Annotated in this window: 16 protein-coding genes; 4 read left to right on the top strand and 12 right to left on the bottom strand. The window is 75.5% G+C overall.

Annotation, left to right across the window (positions count from 1 at the left end; all coding sequences use genetic code 11):
* Nucleotides 1–284: 284 nt before the first annotated feature.
* Entirely contained in the window at nt 285–1,532 is a 1,248-nt protein-coding gene (locus ACFXGN_RS17840; RefSeq protein ID WP_384859695.1) for an exonuclease SbcCD subunit D, read from the top strand.
* Nucleotides 1,529–4,591, top strand: coding sequence for an AAA family ATPase (locus tag ACFXGN_RS17835; protein WP_384859692.1), 3,063 nt, complete (start codon nt 1,529–1,531; stop codon nt 4,589–4,591). Before ACFXGN_RS17840 ends, ACFXGN_RS17835 begins: the two co-directional genes overlap by 4 nt.
* Before the next feature lie 84 nt (nt 4,592–4,675).
* On the opposite strand, the gene ACFXGN_RS17830 is transcribed toward ACFXGN_RS17835, so the two are convergent.
* Genes ACFXGN_RS17830 through ACFXGN_RS17820 form a run of 3 tightly spaced genes read right to left on the bottom strand, consistent with a single transcriptional unit; the run spans nt 4,676 to nt 7,444 of the window.
* Complete coding sequence (locus ACFXGN_RS17830) at nt 4,676–5,161, bottom strand: Lrp/AsnC family transcriptional regulator (RefSeq protein WP_351783998.1); 486 nt, start codon at nt 5,159–5,161, stop codon at nt 4,676–4,678.
* A gap of 32 nt (nt 5,162–5,193) precedes the next feature.
* On the bottom strand, nt 5,194–6,906 hold the full coding sequence (locus ACFXGN_RS17825; protein ID WP_384859689.1) for a DUF885 domain-containing protein: 1,713 nt from the start codon (nt 6,904–6,906) through the stop codon (nt 5,194–5,196).
* Nucleotides 6,907–6,946: 40 nt separating this feature from the next.
* A complete protein-coding gene (locus ACFXGN_RS17820) occupies nt 6,947–7,444 on the bottom strand; it encodes an Lrp/AsnC family transcriptional regulator (protein ID WP_384859687.1) in 498 nt (165 codons plus the stop codon).
* A gap of 59 nt (nt 7,445–7,503) precedes the next feature.
* On the opposite strand from ACFXGN_RS17820, the gene ACFXGN_RS17815 reads away from it, so the two are divergent.
* Nucleotides 7,504–8,724: a trans-sulfuration enzyme family protein gene (locus ACFXGN_RS17815; RefSeq protein ID WP_384859685.1), complete on the top strand. Its 1,221-nt coding sequence runs from the start codon at nt 7,504–7,506 to the stop codon at nt 8,722–8,724.
* Here the strand turns inward: ACFXGN_RS17815 and ACFXGN_RS17810 are convergent.
* The 8 genes from ACFXGN_RS17810 to ACFXGN_RS17775 form a co-directional block, all read right to left on the bottom strand.
* Entirely contained in the window at nt 8,642–10,090 is a 1,449-nt protein-coding gene (locus ACFXGN_RS17810; protein WP_384859682.1) for a GNAT family N-acetyltransferase, read from the bottom strand. The two genes, ACFXGN_RS17815 and ACFXGN_RS17810, sit on opposite strands and share 83 nt — an antisense overlap.
* Nucleotides 10,091–10,178: 88 nt before the next feature.
* On the bottom strand, nt 10,179–12,938 hold the full coding sequence (locus ACFXGN_RS17805; protein WP_384859679.1) for a DUF6493 family protein: 2,760 nt from the start codon (nt 12,936–12,938) through the stop codon (nt 10,179–10,181).
* A 130-nt stretch (nt 12,939–13,068) separates the two neighbouring features.
* Nucleotides 13,069–14,487 (bottom strand): SWIM zinc finger family protein, encoded by a 1,419-nt coding sequence (locus ACFXGN_RS17800; protein ID WP_384859676.1) that lies wholly within the window; start codon nt 14,485–14,487, stop codon nt 13,069–13,071.
* Nucleotides 14,488–14,675: 188 nt separating this feature from the next.
* Complete coding sequence (locus tag ACFXGN_RS17795) at nt 14,676–16,376, bottom strand: PLP-dependent aminotransferase family protein (RefSeq protein ID WP_384859673.1); 1,701 nt, start codon at nt 16,374–16,376, stop codon at nt 14,676–14,678.
* A 107-nt stretch (nt 16,377–16,483) separates the two neighbouring features.
* A complete protein-coding gene (locus ACFXGN_RS17790; protein ID WP_384859670.1) occupies nt 16,484–17,383 on the bottom strand; it encodes a DUF4184 family protein in 900 nt (299 codons plus the stop codon).
* Between the two features lie 364 nt (nt 17,384–17,747).
* A complete protein-coding gene (locus ACFXGN_RS17785) occupies nt 17,748–18,623 on the bottom strand; it encodes a hypothetical protein (RefSeq protein ID WP_384859667.1) in 876 nt (291 codons plus the stop codon).
* Complete coding sequence (locus ACFXGN_RS17780; protein WP_384859664.1) at nt 18,620–18,958, bottom strand: PadR family transcriptional regulator; 339 nt, start codon at nt 18,956–18,958, stop codon at nt 18,620–18,622. The genes ACFXGN_RS17785 and ACFXGN_RS17780 overlap by 4 nt, the downstream gene beginning before the upstream one ends.
* Nucleotides 18,959–19,113: 155 nt before the next feature.
* Nucleotides 19,114–20,742, bottom strand: coding sequence for a hypothetical protein (locus ACFXGN_RS17775; protein ID WP_384859662.1), 1,629 nt, complete (start codon nt 20,740–20,742; stop codon nt 19,114–19,116).
* A 377-nt stretch (nt 20,743–21,119) separates the two neighbouring features.
* Between ACFXGN_RS17775 and ACFXGN_RS17770 the strand changes: the two genes are divergently transcribed.
* On the top strand, nt 21,120–22,214 hold the full coding sequence (locus ACFXGN_RS17770; RefSeq protein WP_384859659.1) for a DMT family transporter: 1,095 nt from the start codon (nt 21,120–21,122) through the stop codon (nt 22,212–22,214).
* A gap of 167 nt (nt 22,215–22,381) precedes the next feature.
* Here ACFXGN_RS17770 and ACFXGN_RS17765 read toward each other — a convergent pair whose 3' ends face one another.
* Nucleotides 22,382–23,212 carry an alpha/beta fold hydrolase gene (locus tag ACFXGN_RS17765; RefSeq protein WP_384859656.1) on the bottom strand — a complete coding sequence of 277 codons (831 nt, stop codon included), beginning with the start codon at nt 23,210–23,212 and terminating at the stop codon, nt 22,382–22,384.
* Between the last annotated feature and the right edge of the window lie 47 nt (nt 23,213–23,259).

Genomic DNA, 23,259 nt, shown 5'->3' with positions numbered 1-23,259 from the left:
GGCCGACACCGGCCCGGGTCGACACCGGCCCGGGTCGGGCCGGGACCGAGGTCCGGCCGGACCCAGGGACGGACACCGGTCGGGACCGGCACCGTGCCGGGACCGGGATCGGGACCGGCATCGGCACCGGACCGGGGTCCGTCCCCACCCCACGGCCACGCCCACGGCCCACGGTCACCCCGGGCATGAGGCCCCGGTCACACCCCCCGGCGGGATAGCGTGGAGGGCACACACGACGGGAACCGGCGGCGAGGAGCGGCACACATGCGGGGTGGGACGGCACCGTGAGGCTCCTGCACACCTCCGACTGGCACCTCGGCCGGTCCTTCCACCGCGTCGGCCTCCTCGAAGCCCAGGCCGCGTTCCTCGATCACCTCGTGGCCACCGTCCACGAGCACCGGGTGGACGCCGTCCTCGTCGCCGGGGACGTCTACGACCGGGCCGTCCCCCCGCTGCCCGCCGTCGAACTCTTCGACACCGCCCTGCACCGCCTCGCCGAGGCCGGGGTGCCCACCGTCATGATCTCCGGCAACCACGACTCGGCCCGCCGCCTCGGCGTCGGCGCCGGACTCATGGGCAGGGCCGGGATCCATCTGCGCACCGATCCGGCGGCCGTCGGCACCCCCGTCGTCCTGGCCGACGGACACGGCGACGTGGCCCTCTACGGCCTGCCCTACCTCGAACCCGCCCTCGTCAGGGAACGGCTCGGCGCGGAGAGGGCCGGACACGAGGCCGTCCTCGCCGCCGCGATGGACCGGGTCCGCGCCGACCTCGCGACCCGGCCCGCCGGGACCCGCTCCGTCGTCCTCGCCCACGCCTTCGTCGCGGGCGGCGAGCCCAGCGACAGCGAACGGGACATCACCGTCGGCGGCGTCGCCGCCGTCCCCGCCGGAATCTTCGACGGCGTCGACTACGTCGCCCTCGGGCACCTGCACGGCAGCCAGACCGTCACGCCGAACGTCCGCTACTCCGGCTCCCCGCTCGCCTACTCCTTCTCCGAGGCCGACCACCGCAAGACCATGTGGCTGGTGGACCTCGGCCCCTCCGTCGGGCCCGCCCCCGAAGGCTCCGCGCCCGCCCCCGGCGGCTCCGAAGGCTCCGGGGGCGCCCCCGGAGCCGCCGGGGGCGCGATCACCTCCGCCGTACGCCTCGACTGCCCCGTCCCGCGCGCCCTCGCCCGGATCAGGGGACGCCTCGACGCGCTCCTCGACGACCCCGCGCTCACCCGCCACGAGACGTCCTGGGTCGAAGCGACCCTCACCGACCCCGTCCGCCCCGCCGAACCCATGGCCCGGCTCACCGAGCGCTTCCCGCACGCCCTGCACCTCGTCTTCGACCCCGAGCGCACCGCCGACGACCCCGCCACCTCCTACGGCGCCCGCCTCAGGGACCGCACCGACCAGCAGATCGCGGAGGACTTCGTGGCCCATGTGCGCGTCGGCGCCGCCCTCGACGGCGCCGAGCGGACGGTCCTGTACGGCGCCTTCGACGACGTACGGACCGACACGGCCGAGCGCGAGGGGGACCGGTGAGACTGCACCGTCTGGAGATCGCCGCGTTCGGCCCCTTCGGCGCCAGACAGACCGTCGACTTCGACGCGCTGTCGTCCGCCGGTCTCTTCCTCCTCCACGGACCGACCGGCGCGGGCAAGACCTCCGTCCTCGACGCGGTCTGCTTCGCCCTGTACGGCAGCGTGCCCGGCGCCCGCCAGACCCCCGGCGCCTCCCTGCGCAGCGACCACGCGCCCGTCGGCACCACCACCGAGGTCGTCCTCGAACTGACCGTGGGCGACCGGCGCCTGGAGATCACCCGGCGCCCCGCCCAGCAGCGCCCCAAGAAGCGCGGCGGCGGCTTCACCACCGAGAAGGCCCAGACCTGGCTGCGCGAGTACGACCCCGCCACGCGCGAATGGCAGGGCCTCAGCCGCTCCCACCAGGAGACCGGCGAGGAGATCACCCAGCTCGTCGGCATGAGCCGCGAGCAGTTCTGCCAGGTCGTCCTGCTGCCCCAGGGCGACTTCGCGCGGTTCCTGCGCGCCGACGCCGAGGCCCGCGGCAGACTCCTCGGCCGTCTCTTCGACACCCGCCGCTTCGCCGCCGTCGAGGAACGCCTCGCCGAACTGCGCCGCCGCGCCCAGCGACAGGTCGAGGAGGGCGACGAACGCCTCCTCGCCCTCACCCACCGCATGGGCCAGGCGGCCGGCGGCCTCGACGTCGCCCGCACCCCCGTGGACGCGAGGCCCGGCGAACCGGGACTCGCCGCCGCCGTCCTCACCTGGGCCGCCGTCGCCCGCACCGAGGCCCGCGAGACCCTCGACATCGCCCGCGTACGGCTCGACGCCGCCGAGGCCCGGCAGAGCGCGGCCCGCACCGCGCTCGACGCCCAGAACGACCTCGCCCACCGCCAGGAACGGCACGCCGACGCACTCCGGCGCAAGGAGAGCCTCGCCGCGCACGCCCCGGAGCGCGACCGGCTCCAGACCGCCCTCGACCGGGCCGTCAAGGCGGACCGGGTGGCCCCCGCGCTCGCCCTGCGCCAGGACGCCGAACGCGCCCACACCGCCGCCCGCACCGCTCGTACCCGCTCCCGCTCCCTCCTGCCGCCCGACCTCGCCGACGCCGGGGCCGAACAGCTCACCGCCCTCGAACACCGGCTGCGCGGGGAACTCGGCGGGCTCGCGGCGGCCCGCCGCGCCGAGCACCGGGCCGCCGTGATCGCCGAGGAACGCGCCGTCCTCACCCGGGAGGCCCGCGCCGACGAAGCCGTCCTCCGTGACGCGGCCGACTGGCTCGCCGACTGGGAGGCGCGGCGCGCCGCGCTCACCGGACACGTCGAGGAGGCGCGGGACGCCGCCGCCCGCGCCGAGCACCTCGCCGGGCGCCTGGAACCCGCCCGCCGCAGACTCGCCGCCGCCCGCCGCCGCGACGCCCTCGCCGAGGACGCCGAAGCGGCCGGGGCCCGTCTCGCGGACGCCCGCGAACACCGCAACACCGCCCACGAGAACTGGCTCGACGTCAAGTCCCGCCGTCTGGAGGGCATCGCCGCCGAACTCGCGGTCACCCTCGCCCCCGGCGAGCCCTGCCAGGTGTGCGGCTCCGCCGCGCATCCCGCGCCCGCCCGCACCACCGCCGACCATGTCGACCGCGCCACCGAGGAAGCCGCCTACGCGGCCTACACCCGCGCCGACGAACTCCGTACCGCCGCCGAGAACGAACGCGCCGTCGTCCGCGAGTCCTGGTCCGCCGCCCGCGCGGAGGCCCTCGCGGACGGCCCGCCCGGCGCGGCGGGCTCCACCACCGACCCGGCCGACGGCCCCTCGGTCGCCGGACTCGCCGCCGAGGTAGAGGAACTGATCCACCGTCACCGCGAGGCACACGCGCTCGCCGCCCGGACCCACAGCGCGCGGGAGGCACTGGCGGGGGCCGAGCGGGAGCACGAGGGCCGGGCCTCGGCGCAGCGGGAGGCCGAGCGCCGGGTGGCCGCGCGGACCTCGCGGCGCGAGACCCTGGACGCCGAGGCCACCGCCCTGGAGGAGGAGATCGCCCTGGGCCGGGGCGCGTTCGCCCGGGTCGCGGAACACGCCGCCCTCCTGGAGCGGCGCATCGCCCTCCTCGTCGACGCCACCGGGACCGTCCGCGCCGCCGAACTCGCCGCCGAGCGGCTCAAGGAGGCCGACGGGGGCCTCGCGGACGCCGCCTACCGGGCGGGCTTCACCACCCCGGCCGAGGCCGCCGCCGCGCTGCTGCCCGACGCCGAACGCCGGGACCACCAGCACCGCGTGGACGCCTGGCGGGCCGAGGCGGTCGTCGTCGAGGACCGCCTCGCCGAGCCCGGCGCCTCGGCCGCCGCCGAGCTCCCCCCGGCCGACCCGGCGGGCGCCGCCGCCGCCGACACCGCCGCCGGGCGCGCGCTCCGCGACGCCTCCTCCGTACTGACCGCCGCCCGCGACCGGTCCACCGGACTCGCCACCCTCTCCCGGCAGGCCATGACCGAGGTCCGCCGTCTGGGGCCGCTGCGCGAGGAGTACGACCGGGTCGCCCGGCTCGCCGCCCTCACCGCGGGCACCTCCGCCGAGAACGAACGCCGGATGCGCCTGGAGTCGTACGTCCTGGCCGCCCGCCTCGAACAGGTCGCCGCCGCCGCCAGCGCCCGCCTCCAGCGGATGTCCGCGGGCCGTTACGTCCTCGTCCACTCCGACGCCCGCTCCGGTGGCCGCAGGGCCGGACTCGGCCTGCACGTCGTCGACGCCTGGACCGGCAACGAACGCGACACCGCGACCCTCTCCGGCGGCGAGACCTTCTTCGCCTCGCTGGCCCTCGCGCTCGGCCTCGCGGACGTCGTCAGCGACGAGGCGGGCGGGGTCCGGCTCGACACCCTCTTCATCGACGAGGGCTTCGGAAGCCTCGACGAACAGACCCTCGACGAGGTCCTCGACGTCCTCGACTCACTGCGCGAGCGGGACCGCAGCGTCGGCATCGTCAGCCATGTCGCCGATCTGCGCCGCCGCGTTCCGGCACAGCTGGAGCTGGTCAAGACCAGGAAGGGCTCCGCGGTGAGGCTGCGGACCGGCGGCGAGGCCCTCGGCGGCTGACCCCGCCCGCGGGCACGGTCCGCCGGGCCCGGCACCGTCGGACGGTGTCCCACCGGGCCCCGCCCGCCCGGGACCGGGCCGCCGTCAGCGGCCGATCGGACGCCGGGCCAGCGGTGAGGAGTAGACGACGCTGGTCGTCACCGAGCCGAGCGCGCCGATCTTCCCGGTGATCTCCTCCAGGTGCCGCATCGAGCGCGCGGTGACCTTGAGCACGAAACAGTCGTCACCGGTGACGTGGTGCGCCTCCAGGACCTCCGGCGTCGTGTCGAGCAGATCGTGGAACGGCTTGTAGTTGCCGTTCGGGTAGCGGAGCCGTACGAAGGCCAGGACGGAGAGCCCGAGCCGCTCCTGGTCGACGACCGCCGTGTACCCGGTGATCACCCCGGTCTCCTCCAGGCGCCGGACCCGCTCGGTCACCGCCGACGGTGACATCGCCACCGTACGGGCGAGTTCGGCGAAGGTGGCGCGGCCCTCGGACTGGAGGGCTTCGAGGATGCGCCAGTCGGTGGCGTCGGGAACGTATGCGGTGCTCACGAGGCAGGGATAGCAGGGGATTCCCCGGCCGATCAAGTCGATCACCGGGGAATCCCTCGGTCCGCGCCTCAGAGCCGGGAGAGCTCCTCGACCAGGTCGTCGAGACCCAGCGGCCCCTGCGAGAGCGCCGCCATGTGCCAGGCCTTCGCGTCGAACGCCTCGCCGTGCGCCGCCCGCGCGTTGGCCCGCCCGAGCAGCCAGGCCCGCTCGCCCAGCTTGTAGCCGATTGCCTGCCCCGGCATCGACAGATAGCGGGTCATCTCGCTCTCCACGAACGACGCCGGACGGCTGCTGTGCCGCTGGAAGAACTCCTGGGCCAGCTCCGGGGTCCACCGCTCGCCCGGATGGAACGGCGAGTCCGCCGGGATCTCCAGGCCCAGGTGCATCCCGATGTCCACGATCACCCGGCAGGCACGCATCATCTGGCCGTCGAGGTAGCCGAGCCGCCGCTCCGCGTCGGGCAGGAAGCCCAGCTCGTCCATCAGCCGCTCCGCGTAGAGCGCCCAGCCCTCCATGTTGGCGCTGACCTTGCCGATCGTCGCCTGGTAGCGGGAGAGGCGGTCGGCGACGTGCACCCACTGCGCGATCTGGAGGTGATGGCCCGGCACCCCCTCGTGGTACCAGGTCGACACCAGGTCGTACACGGGGAAGCGGGTGGTGCCGTCCACCGGCAGCCAGGTCCGGCCCGGCCGGGTGAAGTCCTCCGAGGGCCCGGTGTAGTACGGGGCCGCCGCACCGCCCGGCGGGGCGATCCGCGACTCCACCCGCCGCACCCGGTCGGCCAGTTCGAAGTGGGTGCCGTCGAGCGCCTCGACCGCCTCGTCCATCAGCTCCTGGAGCCAGACCCGCACCTCCTCCACGCCCTCGATGTGCGTGCCGTGCTCGTCGAGATGGGCCAGCGCCTCCCAGGGACCGGCCCCCGGCAGGATGCGCTCGGCCTCGGCCCGCATCTCCCCGAGCAGCCGGTGGTACTCGGTCCAGCCGTACGCGTATGCCTGGTCGAGGTCCAGATCGGTGCCGTTGAAGTAGCGGGTCCAGCGCTGGTACCGCTCACGGCCCACCGTGTCCGGGGCCCCGGCCACGGCCGGGGCGTACACGTCCCGCATCCAGTCCCGCAGCGCGAGCACCGCCTCGGTGGCGCCCCGGCCCGCCTTCGTCAGCTCCGCGCGCAGGTCGTCGGAGAGCGCGTCGGGGCCACCGGCGGCGAACTCCTCGAACCAGCCCGGCGCCCCGGATTCCGCGCCCGCCCACTCGGTGAGCTGGCCGATGAACGTGGCCGTCGGCCGGGGACCGCCGAGCAGCTTCCGTTCCAGACCGAGGGCGAGCGAGGCGCGGTACCCCTCCAGGGCGGCGGGAACCGCCCGCAGCCGGGAGGCGACCGCCGTCCAGTCCGCCTCGGTCTCCGTCGCCATCACCGTGAAGACGATCCGCACGCTGTGCGCCGGGGACCGCATGTTGCTGACCGCGCAGAGATTCTCCTCGGCCTCGTGCACGGCGAGCTCCGCCGTCAGACGCTCCCGCAGCAGCCGGGCACAGCGGCGCTCCGCCTCGCTGTCCGCGCCCGGCGCGCGCTCCGCCACGTCGAGCCGGGTGAGGGTGCGCCGGGCGAGGTCGGCCACCGCGCGCTGACCGGCGGGGGAGAAGTCGGGCAACTGCCCGGCGCTCTCGGCGACTCCCAGATACGTACCGGTGATCGGGTCGAGGGCGATGAGTGCGTCGACGTGGTTGTCGGCGACCTGGCGGGGCAGCGGGTGGGGGGAAGTCTCTGGCATGGGGGCCATCCTGACGCCTTCCTCGGGCCCGCGTCACCCTCGTCCGGGCTCAGTCGGCTGACATGGAAGGGGCCGGAGAAGGCGGCAGGAGCGGCCCGCACTCCCACTGCTGGAATATCAGCCGGGTCTCCACGCGCGCCACCTCCCGGCGCGAGGTGAATTCGTCGAGCACGAGTCGCTGCAGGTCGGAAGGGTCCGCCACGGCCACGTGCACCAGGTAGTCGTCGGGTCCCGTCAGATGGAACAGGGCACGGGACTCCGGCAGCGCCCGGATCCGGTCGACGAACGGAGCGATCAGTTCCCGCCGGTGGGGGCGGACCTGGACGAGCAGCAGCGCCTCAAGCCCCCGGCCGAGTTTGGCCGGATCCAGTCGTAGCTGATGCCCGAGCACCACACCCGTGCGCCGCAACCGGGCGACGCGGTCCAGGCAGGTCGAAGGAGCCACCCCGACCTCTGCGGCGAGCTCGCGATAGGTGGTCCGGGCGTCGTTCTGCAGGAGGCGAAGAATGTGCAGATCAACCGTGTCCAGTACGACAGAATCGGCCATCTGTCGAACGTAGCACGGGACTTATCCACTACTTTCCGGTATTCGTTCACAGTCTCGCCATGGACGCCATGGACTACGGCACCTCGGCCACCCCGAGGGCCCTCGCCACCGAAGCCGTGCACGCCGGACGGGAAGACCTCGCCCGGCTCGGGGTGCACGCACCGCCGCTCGATCTGTCCACCACCTACCCCTCGTACGACGCACGGGCGGAGGCCGCCCGGATCGACGAGTTCGCCACCACCGGCGCCCGGCTCGACGGACCGCCCGTCTACGCCCGGCTCGACAACCCCACCGTCGCCCGCTTCGAGGAGGCCCTCGCCCGGCTGGAGGGAGCGGAGGCGGCCGTCGCCTTCGCCAGCGGCATGGCCGCCCTCACCGCCGTGCTGCTCGCCCGCGCGAGCCGGGGCCTGCGGCACGTCGTCGCGGTCCGGCCCCTCTACGGATGCAGCGACCACCTCCTCGACGCCGGACTGCTCGGCACCGAAGTGACCTGGACCGACCCGGCGGGCATCGCGGCGGCGATCCGGCCCGACACCGGCCTCGTCATGGTCGAGTCGCCCGCCAACCCGACCCTCGCCGAGGCCGACCTGCGCGCCCTCGCGCACTCCTGCGGCTCCGTGCCCCTGCTCGTCGACAACACCTTCGCCACCCCGGTGCTCCAGCGCCCGGTCGAACGGGGCGCCCGGATCGTGCTGCACAGCGCCACCAAGTACCTCGGCGGGCACGGCGACGTCATGGGCGGGGTCGTCGCCTGCGACGAGGAGTTCGCCCGGACCCTGCGCCAGGTCCGCTTCGCCACCGGCGGGGTGCTGCACCCGCTCGCCGGGTACCTGCTGCTGCGCGGTCTGTCGACCCTGCCGGTACGGGTCCGGGCGGCGTCCGCGACGGCGGCGGAGCTGGTACGGCGGCTCACCACCGATCCCCGGGTCGAACGGGTCCACTACCCCCGCATCGGCGGCGCGATGATCGCCTTCGAGGTGTACGGGGACCCGTACGACGTGATCTCCGGCGTCCGGCTGATCACCCCGGCGGTCAGCCTCGGCAGCGTCGACACCCTCATCCAGCACCCGGCCTCCATCAGCCACCGGATCGTGGCCGAGGGGGACCGGCGCTCGGCGGGCGTCAGCGACCGGCTGCTCCGGATGTCGGTCGGTCTCGAGGACGTCGACGACCTGTGGCGCGACCTGAGCCGGGCGCTCAGCGCTCCGCCCGCCGGGCCCCTTCCGGACGCTGTTCCCGCCTCGGCCGGGCTGACGGCTTCGGGGTCAGCCGGGCGGTGATCACCAGCGTGCCCTCCTCGATCTGGTAGTCCAGGGGCAGACCGAGGGCGCGCATCGCGGCCACCATCCCGGTGTTGGACGCCCGGGTGACGGCGTAGACGCTCGCGCAGCCGGCCTCCTCCGCCATCGCCACCAGACGGCCGAGGAGCTCGGCGCCGACGCCGCGCCGCTGCCAGTCGTCCTCCACCAGGAGCGCCACCTCCGTCTCGTCGCCGTCCCACAGCAGGTGCCCGAGGGCGACGAGGCGGCCGGAGGCGGTCTGCGCGGCGAGGGTGCGGCCGAAGCGGGGGCTGAGCAGGTGGTCGAGATAGCGGTCGGCGTCGCCGACCGGGCCGTGGTAGCGCTGGGCGAGTGTGTCGGCCGAGCAGCGGTCGTGCATGGCGCGCGCGGCCGGGAGGTCGCGCCGGTCGGCCCGGCGGACGGTGATCTCGTTGCCCTCGGGGAGGGTCAGGACGTCCCGGCCGTGCGGGACGCGGGGGCCGAGCCGGGCGTCGAGCTCCACGAGGGCCCGGGCGCGGGCGAACTCGGTCGGGGTGAAGGGCAGATGGGGCCGCTCCACGACGAGCGTGCCGCCGTGCGGGTCGCGCAGCCGCATCACCGTCTCCTCCAGGACCCCTTCCACCGGGACGGGTTCGCCGGTGGAACGGCCGGTCAGCGAGACGGCGGGCACCGAGTGGAGGGTGCAGCGGCCGAGGAGCCGCCGCAGCGCCAGCGGCAGTTCGGCGGCGTCGAGCGCGGTACGGGTCGCCAGCTCCAGGACCCGGGTCGGGGTGTCGACCAGGTCGTGGGCGTCGGCCCGCTCGGTCCAGGTGTCCCGGCCGCCGGCCTCCGCCGTCTCCCGGGCGAGGGTCCGGGCGGAGAGGTCGGCGGGGGCGCGCAGCAGGAACTCGTCGACCGTGCCGTCGGCCAGCGGATGCGTCTGGAGGGTCAGGATGTCCACGCGCAGCCCGGCGAGGGCCGTGCACAGCGCGGCCAGGCTGCCCGGCGCGTCGGCGACGGTCGTCCGCATCCGCCACAGCACGGTCCCGGTGGACTCCCCGGACCCGGCCGTGGCCTCCGGCGCCCCGGCGGAGCCGTCCGCCGGGTGCGTGGACGGGCCGGTGCGGGAGCGTCCGCCGGGATGACCTGCGGGAGGGGCGTGACTCGTGTGCCCGTGCCGCCGCGCCCACCAGGTGTGGAACGCGGCGGTGGCGACCAGCGCGATCGCCGAGAACACCAGGAGGTAGCGGCCGTCGGGGCCCTTGGCGATGGTCTTGGCGATCGTGTCGGCCACCACCACGGCGGTGAACATGGCGGCCAGCTCGATCAGGTCGTGCCGCCAGTGGTGCGGGCGGCGGGTGCTCTTCGAGGACGTCACATCGGTCATGACCTCACTGTGACCCAGTGGTGTTGCGCGATCACGAACGCTCTGTGACTGACGGGTTAAGCGCTGCTCTAGCAGGATAAAGGCCGATTCAGACCGTTCTTGGCGGGGTCTGATCGGCCCCCTGTCGGAGCGCGCCCAGCAGCCGTCTGGCCTGCACGACGAACTGCGACGCGCCCCGCCCCGAGGCGACCGCCTCCAGCCCGGCCACCTCCCCGCCCGCCCCGCACCGCTCCACGCAGTCCGCCGCGACCGCGAGCACCTCACCGAGCCCCCGCACCGGTCGCACCGCGCCCAGCAACTCCGGCAGGACCGTGGAGAGCACCGCCCACACCGTCCCGTACGCTCCCGTCGCCGCCGCCGTCCGCAGCGCGTCCGCCAGCCGGTTCGGCTTCACCGAACCCTCCGTGACCAGCCACGACAACTCCGTCCCCAGCGCCCCCGCGTCCAGATCGCCCCGCGCCGCCAGGACGAGGAGCGCGTCCACCGCCCTCAGCCGGTCGTCCGCGTCCAGACAGCCGAGACCCAGCGCCAGGGCGAGCGAGGCCGCCCGGCCCACCGGCCCGTCCGCCTCCGCCAGCGCCGTCAGCGGCTCCGTGGCCCCCGTCTGGTCCGACTCCATGCCGACGGCCAGACTCGGCAGCACGGCGGCGGCGAGGGTCTCACGGTCCACCGGCAACACCCCGGTCCAGTGCGTACGGTCCGCGATCCAGTGGTGGCAGCGGCGCGGGGTCGCGTGCAGCTCACCGCCCAGCCACCGGAACGCCGGAGGGAACTCCTCCCGGACGACCGGGCGCTCGGGAACCTCCACCACGAGCCGGTCGATCAGCCAGTACTTGTTCGAGCTCCGGTCGCCGTCCCGGCGGAAGAACCGCACCCGCGCGCCCACCGGCTCCGCCGTCCCCAGCCAGGTGGCGAGCCGCGCCCCCGCCGCCGTACGGAGCGCCGCCGCCTCCTCGGCCGCCCGCGCGGCCGGAGCGCCGGTCCGCCCGACCCGCAGCAGCGCCTGCGCGAAGTCCGCCGGGGCGGGCTCCACACCCGCGTCCCGGTACTCCCGCAGCCGCTCCACCAGCACCAGGGGATCGACCTGCCCGGAAGCGAGCGTCGGCGAGGCGAGGAGGAACGGCAGCGCGTCCGTGCCGACCAGCTCGGCCGCCTCCCAGAGCCGCGCCTCCGTCACCCCGGTCAACGCTTGGTGGAAGCAGTCCGACTTCTGCCGCCGCGCCGCCCGGCCCTTGGCGATCAGGGACTCCGGCACCATGCCGAGCAGCCCCGCCAGCACCACCCGCACGTCATGCGTCGCGTGGGCGAAGTAGTGCTCGTACTCCCACGGCCCCGTCGGGAACGCCTCCCGCACCGCTTCCCCGACCGCCGCCCTGTCCCGGTGCGCGAGCCGCACCAGACCGTCCAGCGCCCGCTCGAACCGCTCCGCGTCCCGGCCGAGCTCCTTCACGAGCAGTTCCTCCACCAGCTCCTCGACCGTCGAGGGCGGCGCGGCCACCGGCTCGGGCGCCGGAACCGGCGGCAGGATCTCCTCGTACGGACCCCCCGCCCCCTCGTCGGAGACCTCCCCGAACAGGGCGACGGCCGTCTCCCGGTGCACCGGGCTCAGCAGCCCCGCCCGCTCGGCCAGCTCGGACCGCACGGACGGGTCCACCGCGCTCAGATGGCGGGCCGTCAGCTTCAGTGCCCGCTCCTGGATCACGGTGTCCTCGTGCCCGAACGCCTCCGCGAGCGCCGGAAGCAGCTCGCCCGCCGCGTCCGGCTCCCGTGCCAGCGCCTTCCCCACCAAGGTCAGCTGGAACCGGACGAGCTTCTTCTCGGTGCGGAACAGCACCCCGGCCGTCATCTCGGCCAGCACCCCGGCCGACAGCGCCCCCTCGGCGGCGAGCCCGGCCAGCACCTCCTGCGCGTACCCCGCGACCGGCCCGGGGCCGTCGGAGGCCATGGCGACCCAGTCCGCGACCCGCTCCCGCCGCTCGGCCGCGTCCGGCGCCACGACCCGCAGCACCTCCGTCGCGCACCGCAGGTTCCGGGGGCGCCCGCCGCGCAGCAGCCGGGACACCGAAAGGTCCACGACCCGGGCCCGGTCGAGCACGCCCTCCGCGACGAGCACGGAGAGCGCGGTCGGCCAGTGCGCCGGATCGTCCGGCCCGCCCGACCAGGCCAGCGGCTCGGGGGTCTCCGCCATCGCCAGCGCGTGCGCCACGAGGACCGGTGTGTGCGGGTCCGCCCGGAGCCGCTCCAGGAGCCGCGGGCCGGTGATGTCCCGCGCCCAGCCGAGGACATAGCCGTCGGTCGCGGGCACCGCGCACCCGGAACGCTCCACCAGGGCGTGGATCAGGCCGTAGCAGCTCTCGGCGACGGCCGGACGCGCGGCGAGCCGTCCCGCCACGTCCGCCAGCCACTCCGCGTCCCGCCCCTCCATCACCTTCATGACCAGGAAGCCGTCTTCCTGACGCCAGTTCAGCAGATCGCGCGCGCCGAGCCAGGTCGCGGCGGCTGCCGCCCCCGGGTGGCAGCCCGCCCCGGCGACATGGAGGGCCCGCCGGATGCGGGAGGCCTCGTTCCACCGCCGCCACTCCCAGGAACGGACCTCGGAGCGCAGCGCCTTCAGCCGGGTCAGCGCGGCCCTGCGCGCCGCCGCGTCCAGCGGTGCGAGGAGCGCCGGAACCTCCTTGGCCCGGCCCGCGCGCACCGCCTCGATCAGCGCCCCGACCGCCGCCGTCCCGACCGCCGCCGTCCCGGCCGCCGCCGTTCCGCCCGTGCCCTCCGCGTCCGCCACGATGTCGCCGTCCACGGTCACCGTCCTGTCCACCCCGTCCACCCTGTCCGCCCCGTCACCCGTCATGTCGTTCCCCACCCCGATCGCCCCAGCCGTCCTGATTGCACCAGAGGTCCCCATCGCCCCAGAGGTCCCCATCGCCCCAGCCGTCCCTTTCACCGAAGTGGACCCAGCCGCCCCAGTCGCCCCGGCCGGATCAGTCATCACGGTCACCGTCGCCCCGGCCGCCGACCGGTGCCGCCACGGGTCCGGTGGCGGCGGCCGTCGCGCCCCGGCGGACCATCCGTACCGCGAGCGCGTGCTTGCACGGACCCCGTCTGCCCTGGTGGTCCGCCCACCACGGGCAGGTGCAGCTGAGCACCCCGCCGGACTCCCGCACCCGGTAGCGCCGCTCGCCCGAGACCACCGTGGCCAGCGGGCCGTCCAGCTCCACCGCGCCCTCGGCGACCAGCCTCCGGGCGCCCACCAGACGCGGATTGTGCCGCTCGGCGCGGTCCGCGTCGTACGGCAGCTCCCGGTGGAAGTAGGCCGCGTCCGCCACGTCGTACCCGACCCGCCCGGCCGTGCCGAGCCGGACCAGGGCGGCGCGCACCCGGCCGATGTCGAGTCCGGCCCGCGCCGCCAGTTCGGCCGGGTCGATCCTGGGCTCCCAGGCGAGGAGGACCGAGACCAGCTCGGCGTCCCGCGCCGCCTCCTCGGTGGCGAGGGCCTCCAGGACCCCTCCCTCGCCGGAGAACCCCCGTGCCGGGTCGGGCGAGAGCGTCAGCGTCAGCCGCATCCCCGGCAGGGTCACCTCCCAGGCGCTGGACGTCGCCAGGGTGCCGTCCGGCACCGGCCCGTACACCCGCAGGCCCGTCGCGTGCCGCAGCACCCGCTCCAGGGCGACCAGCCGGTCCGGCCCCGGCAGGCACACCGCGTCCGCCCCCGGCCGGGTCGTCGGACGCAGGGTCCGGCCGGACCGGGTCACCCACAGCGGACCCCGCCCCCGGGCCTGGCCGCGCGGCAGCGACCGGAGGAACCGCACCGCCTCCGCGCCGGAGAGTCCGGCCCGCAGGTCGAACCGGGCCGAGGCGACCTGTGCCTCGGCGAAGCCCCGCAGCCAGCGGTCCGGCAGCGGGACCTTCTTCTCCACGACCGCCCCCGTCAGCGTGGTCACCGCCAGTTCCTCGGGGCCGACCCGCAGATGCATCGGATCGTCCCCGGTCATCCGGGACAGCGCCTCCCGCAGCGGGTCGTTCACGTCGACGTTCGTCGTGCCGTGCCCCGTCTCCGTACCCCCGAGGCCCTCTTCGAGGATGTCCAGGCGCGCGTACACCCCGCCGCAGCCGGAGAAGGACTCGAACCGCAGCCGGTCCCCGTTCCCCGTCACCACCGGGTCCAGCGACCCGGGCCGTATCCGCTGGTGGTAGCGGGCCGCCGCCACGTCGGCGACGGCGAGCAGACCACGGGCGGCGACCTGCGGCGCGGCCAGGAAGCCGGAGAAGAAGCGGGGATGGGCCTCGGCACCCCGGGGCGTGAGGCCCCCCGCCGTCTCCAGACCGAGCAGCCGGCCGGAGCCCGTGGACTCCAGCGCGGACGGGCGGACGTAGGCGAGTGCCTGTACGGATCGCGTCATGTCTACGACGGTAGGGCGAGGCACTGACAACGGCCCCGCTCCTGCCACCGCACCGCCCCCGACCAGGAGTTACCGGCCGACGCGCCCCGGCTGGAGCACCTTCGCGAACAGGACGGCCCCGCCCTCGGGACCGTCCTGGACCGCTCCCGTCCTGGACCGGTCCCGCCTCTGACCTGCCCGGCCCTGGTTCATCCCTCCCGAGCCGCCCCGACCGCCTCCGCCAGCAGACGGACGCCCGCCGTCAGCGCCGACGGCGTCAGATGGGCGTACCCGACGACCAGGCGCACGTCCCCGTCCAGGGGGCGGGCGGTGCCGTGTTCCTCCAGGGCCCGCAGCGCCACCCCGGCCGCCGACGCCCGTGCCAGGAACCGTTCCGGCGGGCCGAACCGCCCCGGTACGCGCGCGATGACGTGCAGCCCGGCCGCGATCCCGCTCACCCGGGTCCCCGGCAGATGCTCCGCGAGGGCGGCGAGCAGCGCGTCCCGCCGCTCCCGGTAGGCCCGTTGGCAGCGGCGAAGCTGCCGGTCGTACCCGCCGCGCGCCACGAACTCCGCGAGCACCGCCTGGTCGAGCACCGGATTGCCGAGGTCCATCGTCCGCTTGCGTTCGACGACCTCGTCGAGCAGCGCCTCCGGCACCAGCGTCCAGCCCAGCCGCAGACCGGGCGCGAGCGACTTGCTGACCGATCCCGCGTACACCACCCGCTCCGGATCGAGCCCCTGGAGCGCGCCGACCGGGGCCCGGTCGTACCGGAAGTCGCCGTCGTAGTCGTCCTCCATGACGTATCCGTCCACGGCCCGCGCCCAGTCGAGCAGTTCCGCCCGGCGCTCCGCCGACCAGCTGATCCCGGACGGGAACTGGTGGGAAGGCGTCACGACCACCGCCCGTACGCCGGACGCGGAGAGCGCCCCGGGCCGCAGCCCCTCCTCGTCCAGCGGAAGCCACACCGTGTCCAGGCCCGTCGAGGCGAACAGACGGCCGTGCTCGGGACTGCCCGGGTCCTCGATGCCGACCGCGTCCAGGCCCCGGGCCCGCAGGACGAACCCGAGCAGCGTCGACGCCTGCGCCACGCCCGAACAGACCACGAGCCGCTCCGGATCGGCGACGACGCCCCGCCGTCTGGTCAGCATCCCGGCCAGGACCTCCCGCAGTTCGGGCAGCCCGCGCGGGTCCGGGTAGCCGAGTGCCGGGTGGGGCAGCCGGGACAGGACGGCCCGGTGCGCCGCCGACCAGGCGGCGCGGGGGAAGAGCGAGAGGTCGGGGGTACCGGGCCGGAAGTCCACCCGCACTCCGGCTCCCGGCCCGACCTGTACCCCTACCCCCGGTCCTACCCGCACCCCGGCCTCCGGCCCGACTCGCGCCCCGGCTCCCGGTCCCACCCGCACCCCGGACCCGGCCCCGGCGGACCCGGCCCCGGCGGACCCGGCCCCGGCGGACCCGGCCCCCGGATCCGCTCCGGGCACGGCGTGTCCGGCCTGGGTCCCGGCGTGCCCGGCCCCGGCCCCGGACCCGCCGGGACCGCGCCCCGGCGCGGACCCTCCCGTGGGCGTGCCCCGGTCATGACGCGCGTCTGGGGCCGGGGACGTACCGGGTCCGCCGGACCGCAGGGCGGGGCTCCTCGCCGCCTCGCCCACCCAGGTGCCCGCGCCCCGGCCGCTGCGCAAGTACCCCTCGGCGGTGAGCTGTTCGTACGCCTCGGTGACGAGGCCCCGGGAGACGCCGAGGTCGGCGGCGAGCGCGCGGGTCGACGGCAGCCGGGTCCCGGCCGTGAGCCGTCCGGAGCGGACGGCTTCGCGCAGCGCCTCCTGGAGGGCCCTGCCGCGCCGCCGGGCCGGTGCCTCGACGGCGGGCAGCAGCAGTTCCCAGGCGGCCTTCCCCTGGCTCGTCATCTCCTCCGGCCCTCCCGCCGTTCCCCCGGAACCCTTTCGCCCCGGGGGCCGTCGCCCCGTCCCGGTCGCCGTCCTCCGACGCCGGGCTCCATGATGCCGGTCCGGTGTCAGCCGTTCCGCCGGAGGGAGCGCCGGGCGTGCCATCCGGCGGAGTAGACCAGCAGGGCGACGGCGAACGCGGCGCCCGCCGTCTTGGCCGCGCCGGTCAGCACCCCCTCGGCGACCCTGCCCCAGGGAGCCTCCACCGTCCGGGTGGGGTAACTGGTGTCGGTCGAGCCGTCGTCGAAGACGCGGACGACCGGGCGGTCGAGGTCCGCCACGGTCTCGTAGCGGTACAGGGGGAAGTCGGCGCGGGCCTGTACGGCTCCGCCCAGCAGCGCCGTCCCGGCGAGGACGGCGGCCACGCCCCACCGCGCACCGGGGCGTGGCCGGGGCGCGGTGCCCTTCCCGGGGCGCGGCTCCCGGCGGCGCCACAGGTGCGCGCCGATGGCCAGCAGGCCCCCGGCGGTGCTCACGTACTGGAGCAGCCGGGCGACCGTCAGGCCTCCGACGGCCGGGTGGCGCAGCGCCTCCACATGGGTGACGAGGAATCCGTCGGCGTGGGTGAAGGAGTCCCACAGCAGGTGGGAGGCGATGCCGAGGAAGGCGGACAGGAGCAGCCAGAGGCCGTACCGGACGGGAGTGCGCGGGCGGGACTCCGGTACGGGCCCGGCCGGGCCGATGCCGAAGGGGAGCAGGGCCGCGACGGGTCTGCGGAGCAGCCGGTGGGCGGCCATCAGGCAGAGGGCGAAGAGCAGGTCGACGGCCAGTCCCCAGCCGGGGGAGTGGGTGTTGGTGGCGTTGAGGAGCGGCTCGTAGGCGTCCTGCGCGCTGTCCGAGTAGATGCCGACGGCCCGCAGGAAGTACGGGACGTCGGGGGCCATGGCTCCGGCGACCAGGGCCGGGGCGACGAACGGATGCCGCAGCAGGGGCAGGACGGCGGCGGGGTGGGAGAGCGTGAACGGCACGACGACGGTCTCTCTGTGCGGAGTTCGGAGCCACGGATACGGGCCGGAGGGCCCGGCCCGGGTCGGCCGCGGGCGCGCCGGAGGTGGGCACGGCCCGGACGCGTACGGCGCGCGGCGACGGTACGTTGAGTAGACTATTCAGTTCAACGGACTATGGCAATGAGGTCCGGCGGGCGCCGGACCCCGGCCTCGGGGAGTCCCGTCCTCTCGGCGCCCCGGTCTCCCCCACCCCGCCCCGGCGCCTGCCCAGCGCCCCCCCCCGAACGACGGAACCGCCTCCCCGTGGAAGGGAAGGCGGCTCGATCCCGGTTGGCCGGAACGAAACGGACGAACGGACGAACGGACGAACGGGGGAGGGGCGGGCTCACCGTCGTCGCCGTGCCGCCCGCACCCCCGCCGTCAGCGCACCCGCCAGCGGCAGGACCAGGAGCAGGCCGACGAACGGCCACGGGTCGTCGGGGGCCCAGACGGAGGCGCCGGTGACCAGGGGCAGCGCGGCCACGGCCGCCGCCCCGGTCTCCCGTACCCCCGAGGACCGTCGGCGCAGGGCGACCGTGGCCGCGGCGGCGGCCAGCACCAGCACCGGCCAGGCGCCGTAGTCCGTGGTCACGCCGAACGCCCCGGTCTCCAGGGCGACGACGGGGAACCACCCCACCGCCGCGACCGTCCCGGCGACCGCCGACAGCTCCCCGCCGGGCCGCCGGTCCGCCGGGCAGGCCAGTACCGAGGCGAGGGTCAGCAGCGCCATGGCGGGAGCGAACGGCGACCCGTCGGTCACCTCCGGGGCGAGGGTCCCCTGCACCGCTTCCCCCAGCAGCCCGCACGCGGCCACGGTCACCCCCGGCACCCACCGGCCGGACAGGGCGACGACCGCGCCGAGGCACACCAGGGCCGCGAACAACTGGTGCAGCCCCCAGAGGGCGTCGGTGTGGACCAGCTGGAGCCACGCGGGCGCCGGGGAGCGGACGAGCCCCGCGTACCAGCGGGTGAGGGCCAGACCGTCGGACACCGCGGCGACCGCGAGCGCGAACGGGGCGGCCAGCGCGAAGAAGCGCCCGCCGGGGGACGCCGAGTCGAGCCGCAGCCGCACCCGCAGGGCGTGTCCGGCCAGATCGGCGTCGGCGCGCAGCCGGGCCGCGCGGGGCAGACCCGTGGTCATCTCCCGGTGCACCTCGGCGATCTCCTCGCCGTACGCGGACCGGTAACCGGCCGGATAGAGGCGGAGGATCCGGCCGGTCACGCCGGGGCCGCCGCACCGCCCGCCGCGAGCCGCCGCCGGACCTCCCGCGCCGTCGCGGCCAGCCGGTCCGCCTCGGCCGCCAGCCGCTCCCGGCCGACGGCGGTCAGCGCGAAGGTGCGGCGCGCCCGGCCGCTCACCACTTCCTCCCGCTCCACCGTGATCAGCCCCTCGTCGAGGAGCCTGTCGAGCGCCCCGTAGAGCGCCCCCGTACGGGGCACCACCCGGCCGTCGGTGATCGCCCTGACCTCCTGGGCGATGGCGTAACCGTGCCGGGGCGCGTTCGCCAGCGCGGTCAGCAACAGCAGTGCCAGCTCCTGCATCCCTCTCTCACTCATGACAACAGAGTATTCCGCCCGGCGGACCACTCCCCGGCCCCGGCCGACCGCCCCCGGCCGACCGCCCCCGGCCGACCGCCCCCGGCTGGCCCCCCGCCGGGGTCGTTCCGCCCGGCCCGGGGGCGCGGCGGAACGACCGGAGCGTCGGCGCGCGGTCAGCTGTCGGCGCGGAAGGCGCCGTGGACGCGGAGATTCGCCTGGACCGCGATCAGCTCGTCGTTGGTGTGCAGGATCCAGGACGTGCCGTTGCGGACGGACAGGTGTCCGTTGGCGTCGGTCTTCCCGTCGACGCGCGCGTTCCCCCGGACGACGAGGTCGGAGGCGGCGTCGATCCGCTGGGCGGCGTGCACGGCCCCCTCCGCGTCCAGGCGCCCGTGCACGATCAGCCTCGGGGGACCGTCCTGTGTCTCCAGTACGCCGTCGACGGTCAGCCCGCCCTGGAGGGTGAGCCGTTCCTTGACGCGGGCCCGATGGGTGACCAGGTCGTTGAGATCCGCCGTGTCGGCCGCGACGGTTCCCCACTGACGGCTTCCGGCGCCCTGGAACACGTTGAGCCCGGCGGCGGGGAACTCGATCCATCCGTCGGCGGCCGTGGGCCCCTGCACCCACTTGGTGTTGACGCCGTTCAGATCCGCCTTGTCGGCGGAGACCAGGCCCCACTCCTTCCGCCCGTCCTTGCGGACGCTGACCCCGGACTGCGGGAACTCGATCCACCCCTTGCCGCCGTCGACGTCCCCCACCCATGTCGTGTTGACACCGTTCACCCGGACCTTGTCCGCCGTGACGGTCCCCAGGTCGCCCCCGCCGCCGTGGCCGACCGTGATCCCGTCGGACGGGAACCTGATCCACCCGGCACCGCTGTCCCGCCCGCGCACCGACGTCGCGGCCACGGTCTCGGCGTCCACGGTCGCGGCGGAGACCGTGCCGAGCGCCTGGGCGTCGTCGAGGACCCGGACGCCCCCGGAGGTGAACACGACCCGGCCCTTGTCCGAGGTGCCCTCGACCCACGGGGCGCGCAACCCGTCCCTCGCGGTCACGGTCTCGAACTCGGGACTGCGCAGATGGACACCGGTGGTCAGGTAGTACCCCGGCCGCTGCGAGCCGGGCGCCCTGGCCAGCAGGGTGTACGTGGCGTCCCGCCGGGGTTCCTGGCCGGGCTTCGGCGACCACTCCCAGCCGTCCGGTCCCTTCGCCGACGTGACGGTCTCCAGGGAACCGTCCGGACCCTGGACCGCGTACGTGAAGGTGTCCGGTCCGTCCCACCGCAGGACGACGTCCTGGCCCGAGGCCACCAGGGACTGCTTCGGGCGGAAGTTGCGCGGCACCCTCGCCTCCTGCTTGAGCAGGCTCAGCGTGACGGGGTACTTCTGCACGTAGACGCCGCTCGCGGCCCGCTCGGTCACGTGCAGCAGGACGAGCCCCGGCTTGTCGGAGACCGGGAACCCGTCGAGCACCAGGGCCAGGGCCCCGGCCTCCTGGAAGTACGTGTTGGCCTTGGCGGTCACGGTGAGGACCCCGGCGTCGAGGTCCCAGTCGACGGCCGGGTCCTCGCCCGGCCTCGTCGCGGTGTTCTGCCCGACCCGAACCTTGATCGCCTTCGGATCGGCCGTCAGATCGCCGGCCCCCTGCCCGACGGGCACCCGTATCTTGACGGAGTGCCAGATCACGTCGTTGAAGGTCGGGTTGGAGACGACAATGTGGACCGTCCCCCGGACCTCCTCGCCCGCCTCCGGCACCTGGAGCGGAACCGGGTCGGTGAGGATTTCGTAGTTCAGAGAAGCCACCGCTGAAGACCCCCTGTTTCTGGCGTGCGGATGCGCGCCCCGACGGGACGCGGCCCCTTCAGGACAGCACTCGGCGAACACCCCGAGAAGCCCCATTCGACCTGACCGGCGCGAAACCGCCGCGCACTGGCCGAAACGGGGCAAGGCGCCGGAGGGCGGGACCGGCGGTGCCGACGGACCCGGCACGGACCCGACCCCGGAGACCCGTGCCCAAGGGACCCGTGCCCAAGGGACCCGTGCCCAAGGGAACTCGCGCCCTTGGAGGCGTGCCCCCGGGACCCGCGCCCCCTCGGGCTCATGCCCCCGCGAAGTGGTCCCCGATGGCGCGACGGAAGTGGACCTTCAACCGGACCACTCCGCTTCCTAGCGTCGGAGGCATGAACGCGAACGCCCTGCGCGGGGTCCTCCTGGTGACCCTCGCCTATGCCCTCGTCGGCGCCTCCTTCACCGCCAACAGCCTTCTCGGCGCCTACCCGTACGCCGGTGGCCAGGCACTGCGCTACGGCGCCGCCTGTCTGCTCCTGCTCCCGCTGCTCGGCCGGGGCGGGCTCGCCCCGCTGCGCACCCTGACCGCCCGTCACTGGGGCCGCCTCGCCGCCCTCGCCGCCGTCGGCATGATCGGCTTCAACCTGGCGGTCCTCGCCGCCGAACGGACCGCCGAACCCGCCGTGCCCGGTGTCCTCGTCGGCTGCGCCCCGGTCGTCGTCGCCGTCCTCGTCCCGCTCGCCGAAGGCCGCAGGCCCGCCCCCGTCGTCCTGTACGGAGCGCTGCTCGTCGCCGCGGGAGCCTTCACCGTGCAGGGCTGGGGGCGCACCGACCTGGCCGGGATCGGCTGGTCGGTCGCGGCGCTCGTCGGCGAGGTCGGGTTCACCGTGCTGGCCGTCCCGGTGCTCAGGCTGCTCGGCCCCAAGCTGCTCACCGCCGCCGTCTGCGGGGTGGGCGCCGTCGAGGCGGCACTCGTCGGACTGGTCGTCGACGGCTCCGGGTTCGTCCGGGTGCCGACGGGGGTGGAGACCGGAGCCCTGCTGTGGCAGGCGGTCCTGGCCACCGTGGTCGGTTTCGTCCTCTTCTACATGGGGGTCCAGCGCGTCGGCATGGAGCGGGCCACCCTCTTCACGGGGGCGATCCCGATCGCCGCCGCCCTCAGCGCCGCCCTGGTCGGCGGCGGCTCCTTCGGCCTCCCGCAGGCGGCGGGCAGCCTTCTGGTGGGAGCGGGTGCCGCCGTCGGCACCGGACTCATCGGCCGCCGGAACAGGACCGGGCCCGCCTCGCCCGGCCACCGTGACGGGCCCGCCGGGTCCGGGGCGGGCCCGGTCGGCCACCGGAACGAGCCGGACCGCCCGGGAACCGACCCCCTTGGCCGCCCGGACAGGACCACCGGCACGGCGACGCCCGAGACGGAGACGACCGGGACGGCGAGGCCCGAGGCGGCGAGGCCCGAGACAGAGACCGCGACCGCCGAGGCCACCTGATCCCCTGAATCCCCTGGGTCCCCGAGGTCGGGTCCCTCAAAGCCGCGATCCCCACGACCGCGATCCCCACGACAGAGGGCTCCACGGCCGACCTCCCCCCACGGCCGGGACCAGCAAGCCCCCCACGACCGGATCCCCACGGCCGAGCCGTCACCCCCTCCGCCCGATCAGCGGCTCCCGTCGAGCAGGACGCGGGCGACCAGGGCCGGGTCGTCGTTCATGGGCACATGACCGCAGCCGGGCAGCCGCACGAGCCGCGCGCGGGGGAGCGTCCGCTTGGCACGGACCCCCTGCCGGGGCGGCAGCAGCCGGTCGCGGGTGCCCCAGGCCACGGTGACGGGAACCCCCGGCATGTCGTCGCCGAACACCACGTCCCGGCCGGCGGCCAGGGTCCGGGCGAAGCCGGGGGCCCCGCGCAGCGCCAGTGTCTCCGCGCGGACGGCCCCGGCCGAACGGCGCCCCGGGCGCGCGTAGACGCTGCTGGTGAGCACGGTGCGCCCGGCGGGCGTCCGGGACAGCCGGTCGATCAGCGGCACCGGCAACGACCGGGCCGCGCCCCGCATGGCCCGCAGCGCCGCGAAGGCGTAGTGCCGCTCGCCCTCCGACCAGAAACCGGCGGGCGAGAGGGCGGTGACCGAGCGGGCCCGGCCCTCCCGCCCGAGGTGGAGGGCGAGCAGCCCGCCCAGCGAGTTGCCCGCCACGTGCGGCCGTTCGACGCCGAGGGCACCGGCGAACGCGTCGAGCACCCGGCCCACCGTGCCGAGGTCGTAGGCGCAGCCCTCGGGCAGCGCGTCCGACGCCCCGAAGCCGGGCAGATCGACGGCGATCACATCACGCTCGGCGGCCAGCACGTCGAGCACCGGCTCCCACGCCTGCCAGTGGTGCCCGATGCCGTGCAGGAGCAGCAACGGCTCGCCCGCGCCCCGGCGTTCGTATGTGAGGGCCAACGGGCGGGGTCCCGCCGGGGTCCCGGTCGTGAGCGTGATCCGTGCGGACATGCGGACTCCCTCTCCTGGTGGTCTCGACGCGAGAATTACCGATCGGT

This window comes from Streptomyces sp. NPDC059247 (genome assembly GCF_042754005.1).
Taxonomy (GTDB): Bacteria; Actinomycetota; Actinomycetes; order Streptomycetales; family Streptomycetaceae; genus Streptomyces.
This window is presented reverse-complemented; position numbering and strand designations above follow the sequence as displayed.

What these genes read in the sequence shown, in the direction of transcription:
- ACFXGN_RS17825 (WP_384859689.1), bottom strand. Translation starts at nt 6,906, where the DNA reads ATGGCCCCCATGCCAGAGACTTCCCCCCACCCGCTGCCCCGCCAGGTC.
- ACFXGN_RS17820 (WP_384859687.1), bottom strand. Translation starts at nt 7,444, where the DNA reads ATGGCCGATTCTGTCGTACTGGACACGGTTGATCTGCACATTCTTCGC.
- ACFXGN_RS17815 (WP_384859685.1), top strand. Translation starts at nt 7,504, where the DNA reads ATGGACGCCATGGACTACGGCACCTCGGCCACCCCGAGGGCCCTCGCC.
- ACFXGN_RS17810 (WP_384859682.1), bottom strand. Translation starts at nt 10,090, where the DNA reads ATGACCGATGTGACGTCCTCGAAGAGCACCCGCCGCCCGCACCACTGG.
- ACFXGN_RS17805 (WP_384859679.1), bottom strand. Translation starts at nt 12,938, where the DNA reads ATGACGGGTGACGGGGCGGACAGGGTGGACGGGGTGGACAGGACGGTG.
- ACFXGN_RS17800 (WP_384859676.1), bottom strand. Translation starts at nt 14,487, where the DNA reads ATGACGCGATCCGTACAGGCACTCGCCTACGTCCGCCCGTCCGCGCTG.
- ACFXGN_RS17795 (WP_384859673.1), bottom strand. Translation starts at nt 16,376, where the DNA reads ATGACGAGCCAGGGGAAGGCCGCCTGGGAACTGCTGCTGCCCGCCGTC.
- ACFXGN_RS17780 (WP_384859664.1), bottom strand. Translation starts at nt 18,958, where the DNA reads ATGAGTGAGAGAGGGATGCAGGAGCTGGCACTGCTGTTGCTGACCGCG.
- ACFXGN_RS17770 (WP_384859659.1), top strand. Translation starts at nt 21,120, where the DNA reads ATGAACGCGAACGCCCTGCGCGGGGTCCTCCTGGTGACCCTCGCCTAT.
- ACFXGN_RS17765 (WP_384859656.1), bottom strand. Translation starts at nt 23,212, where the DNA reads ATGTCCGCACGGATCACGCTCACGACCGGGACCCCGGCGGGACCCCGC.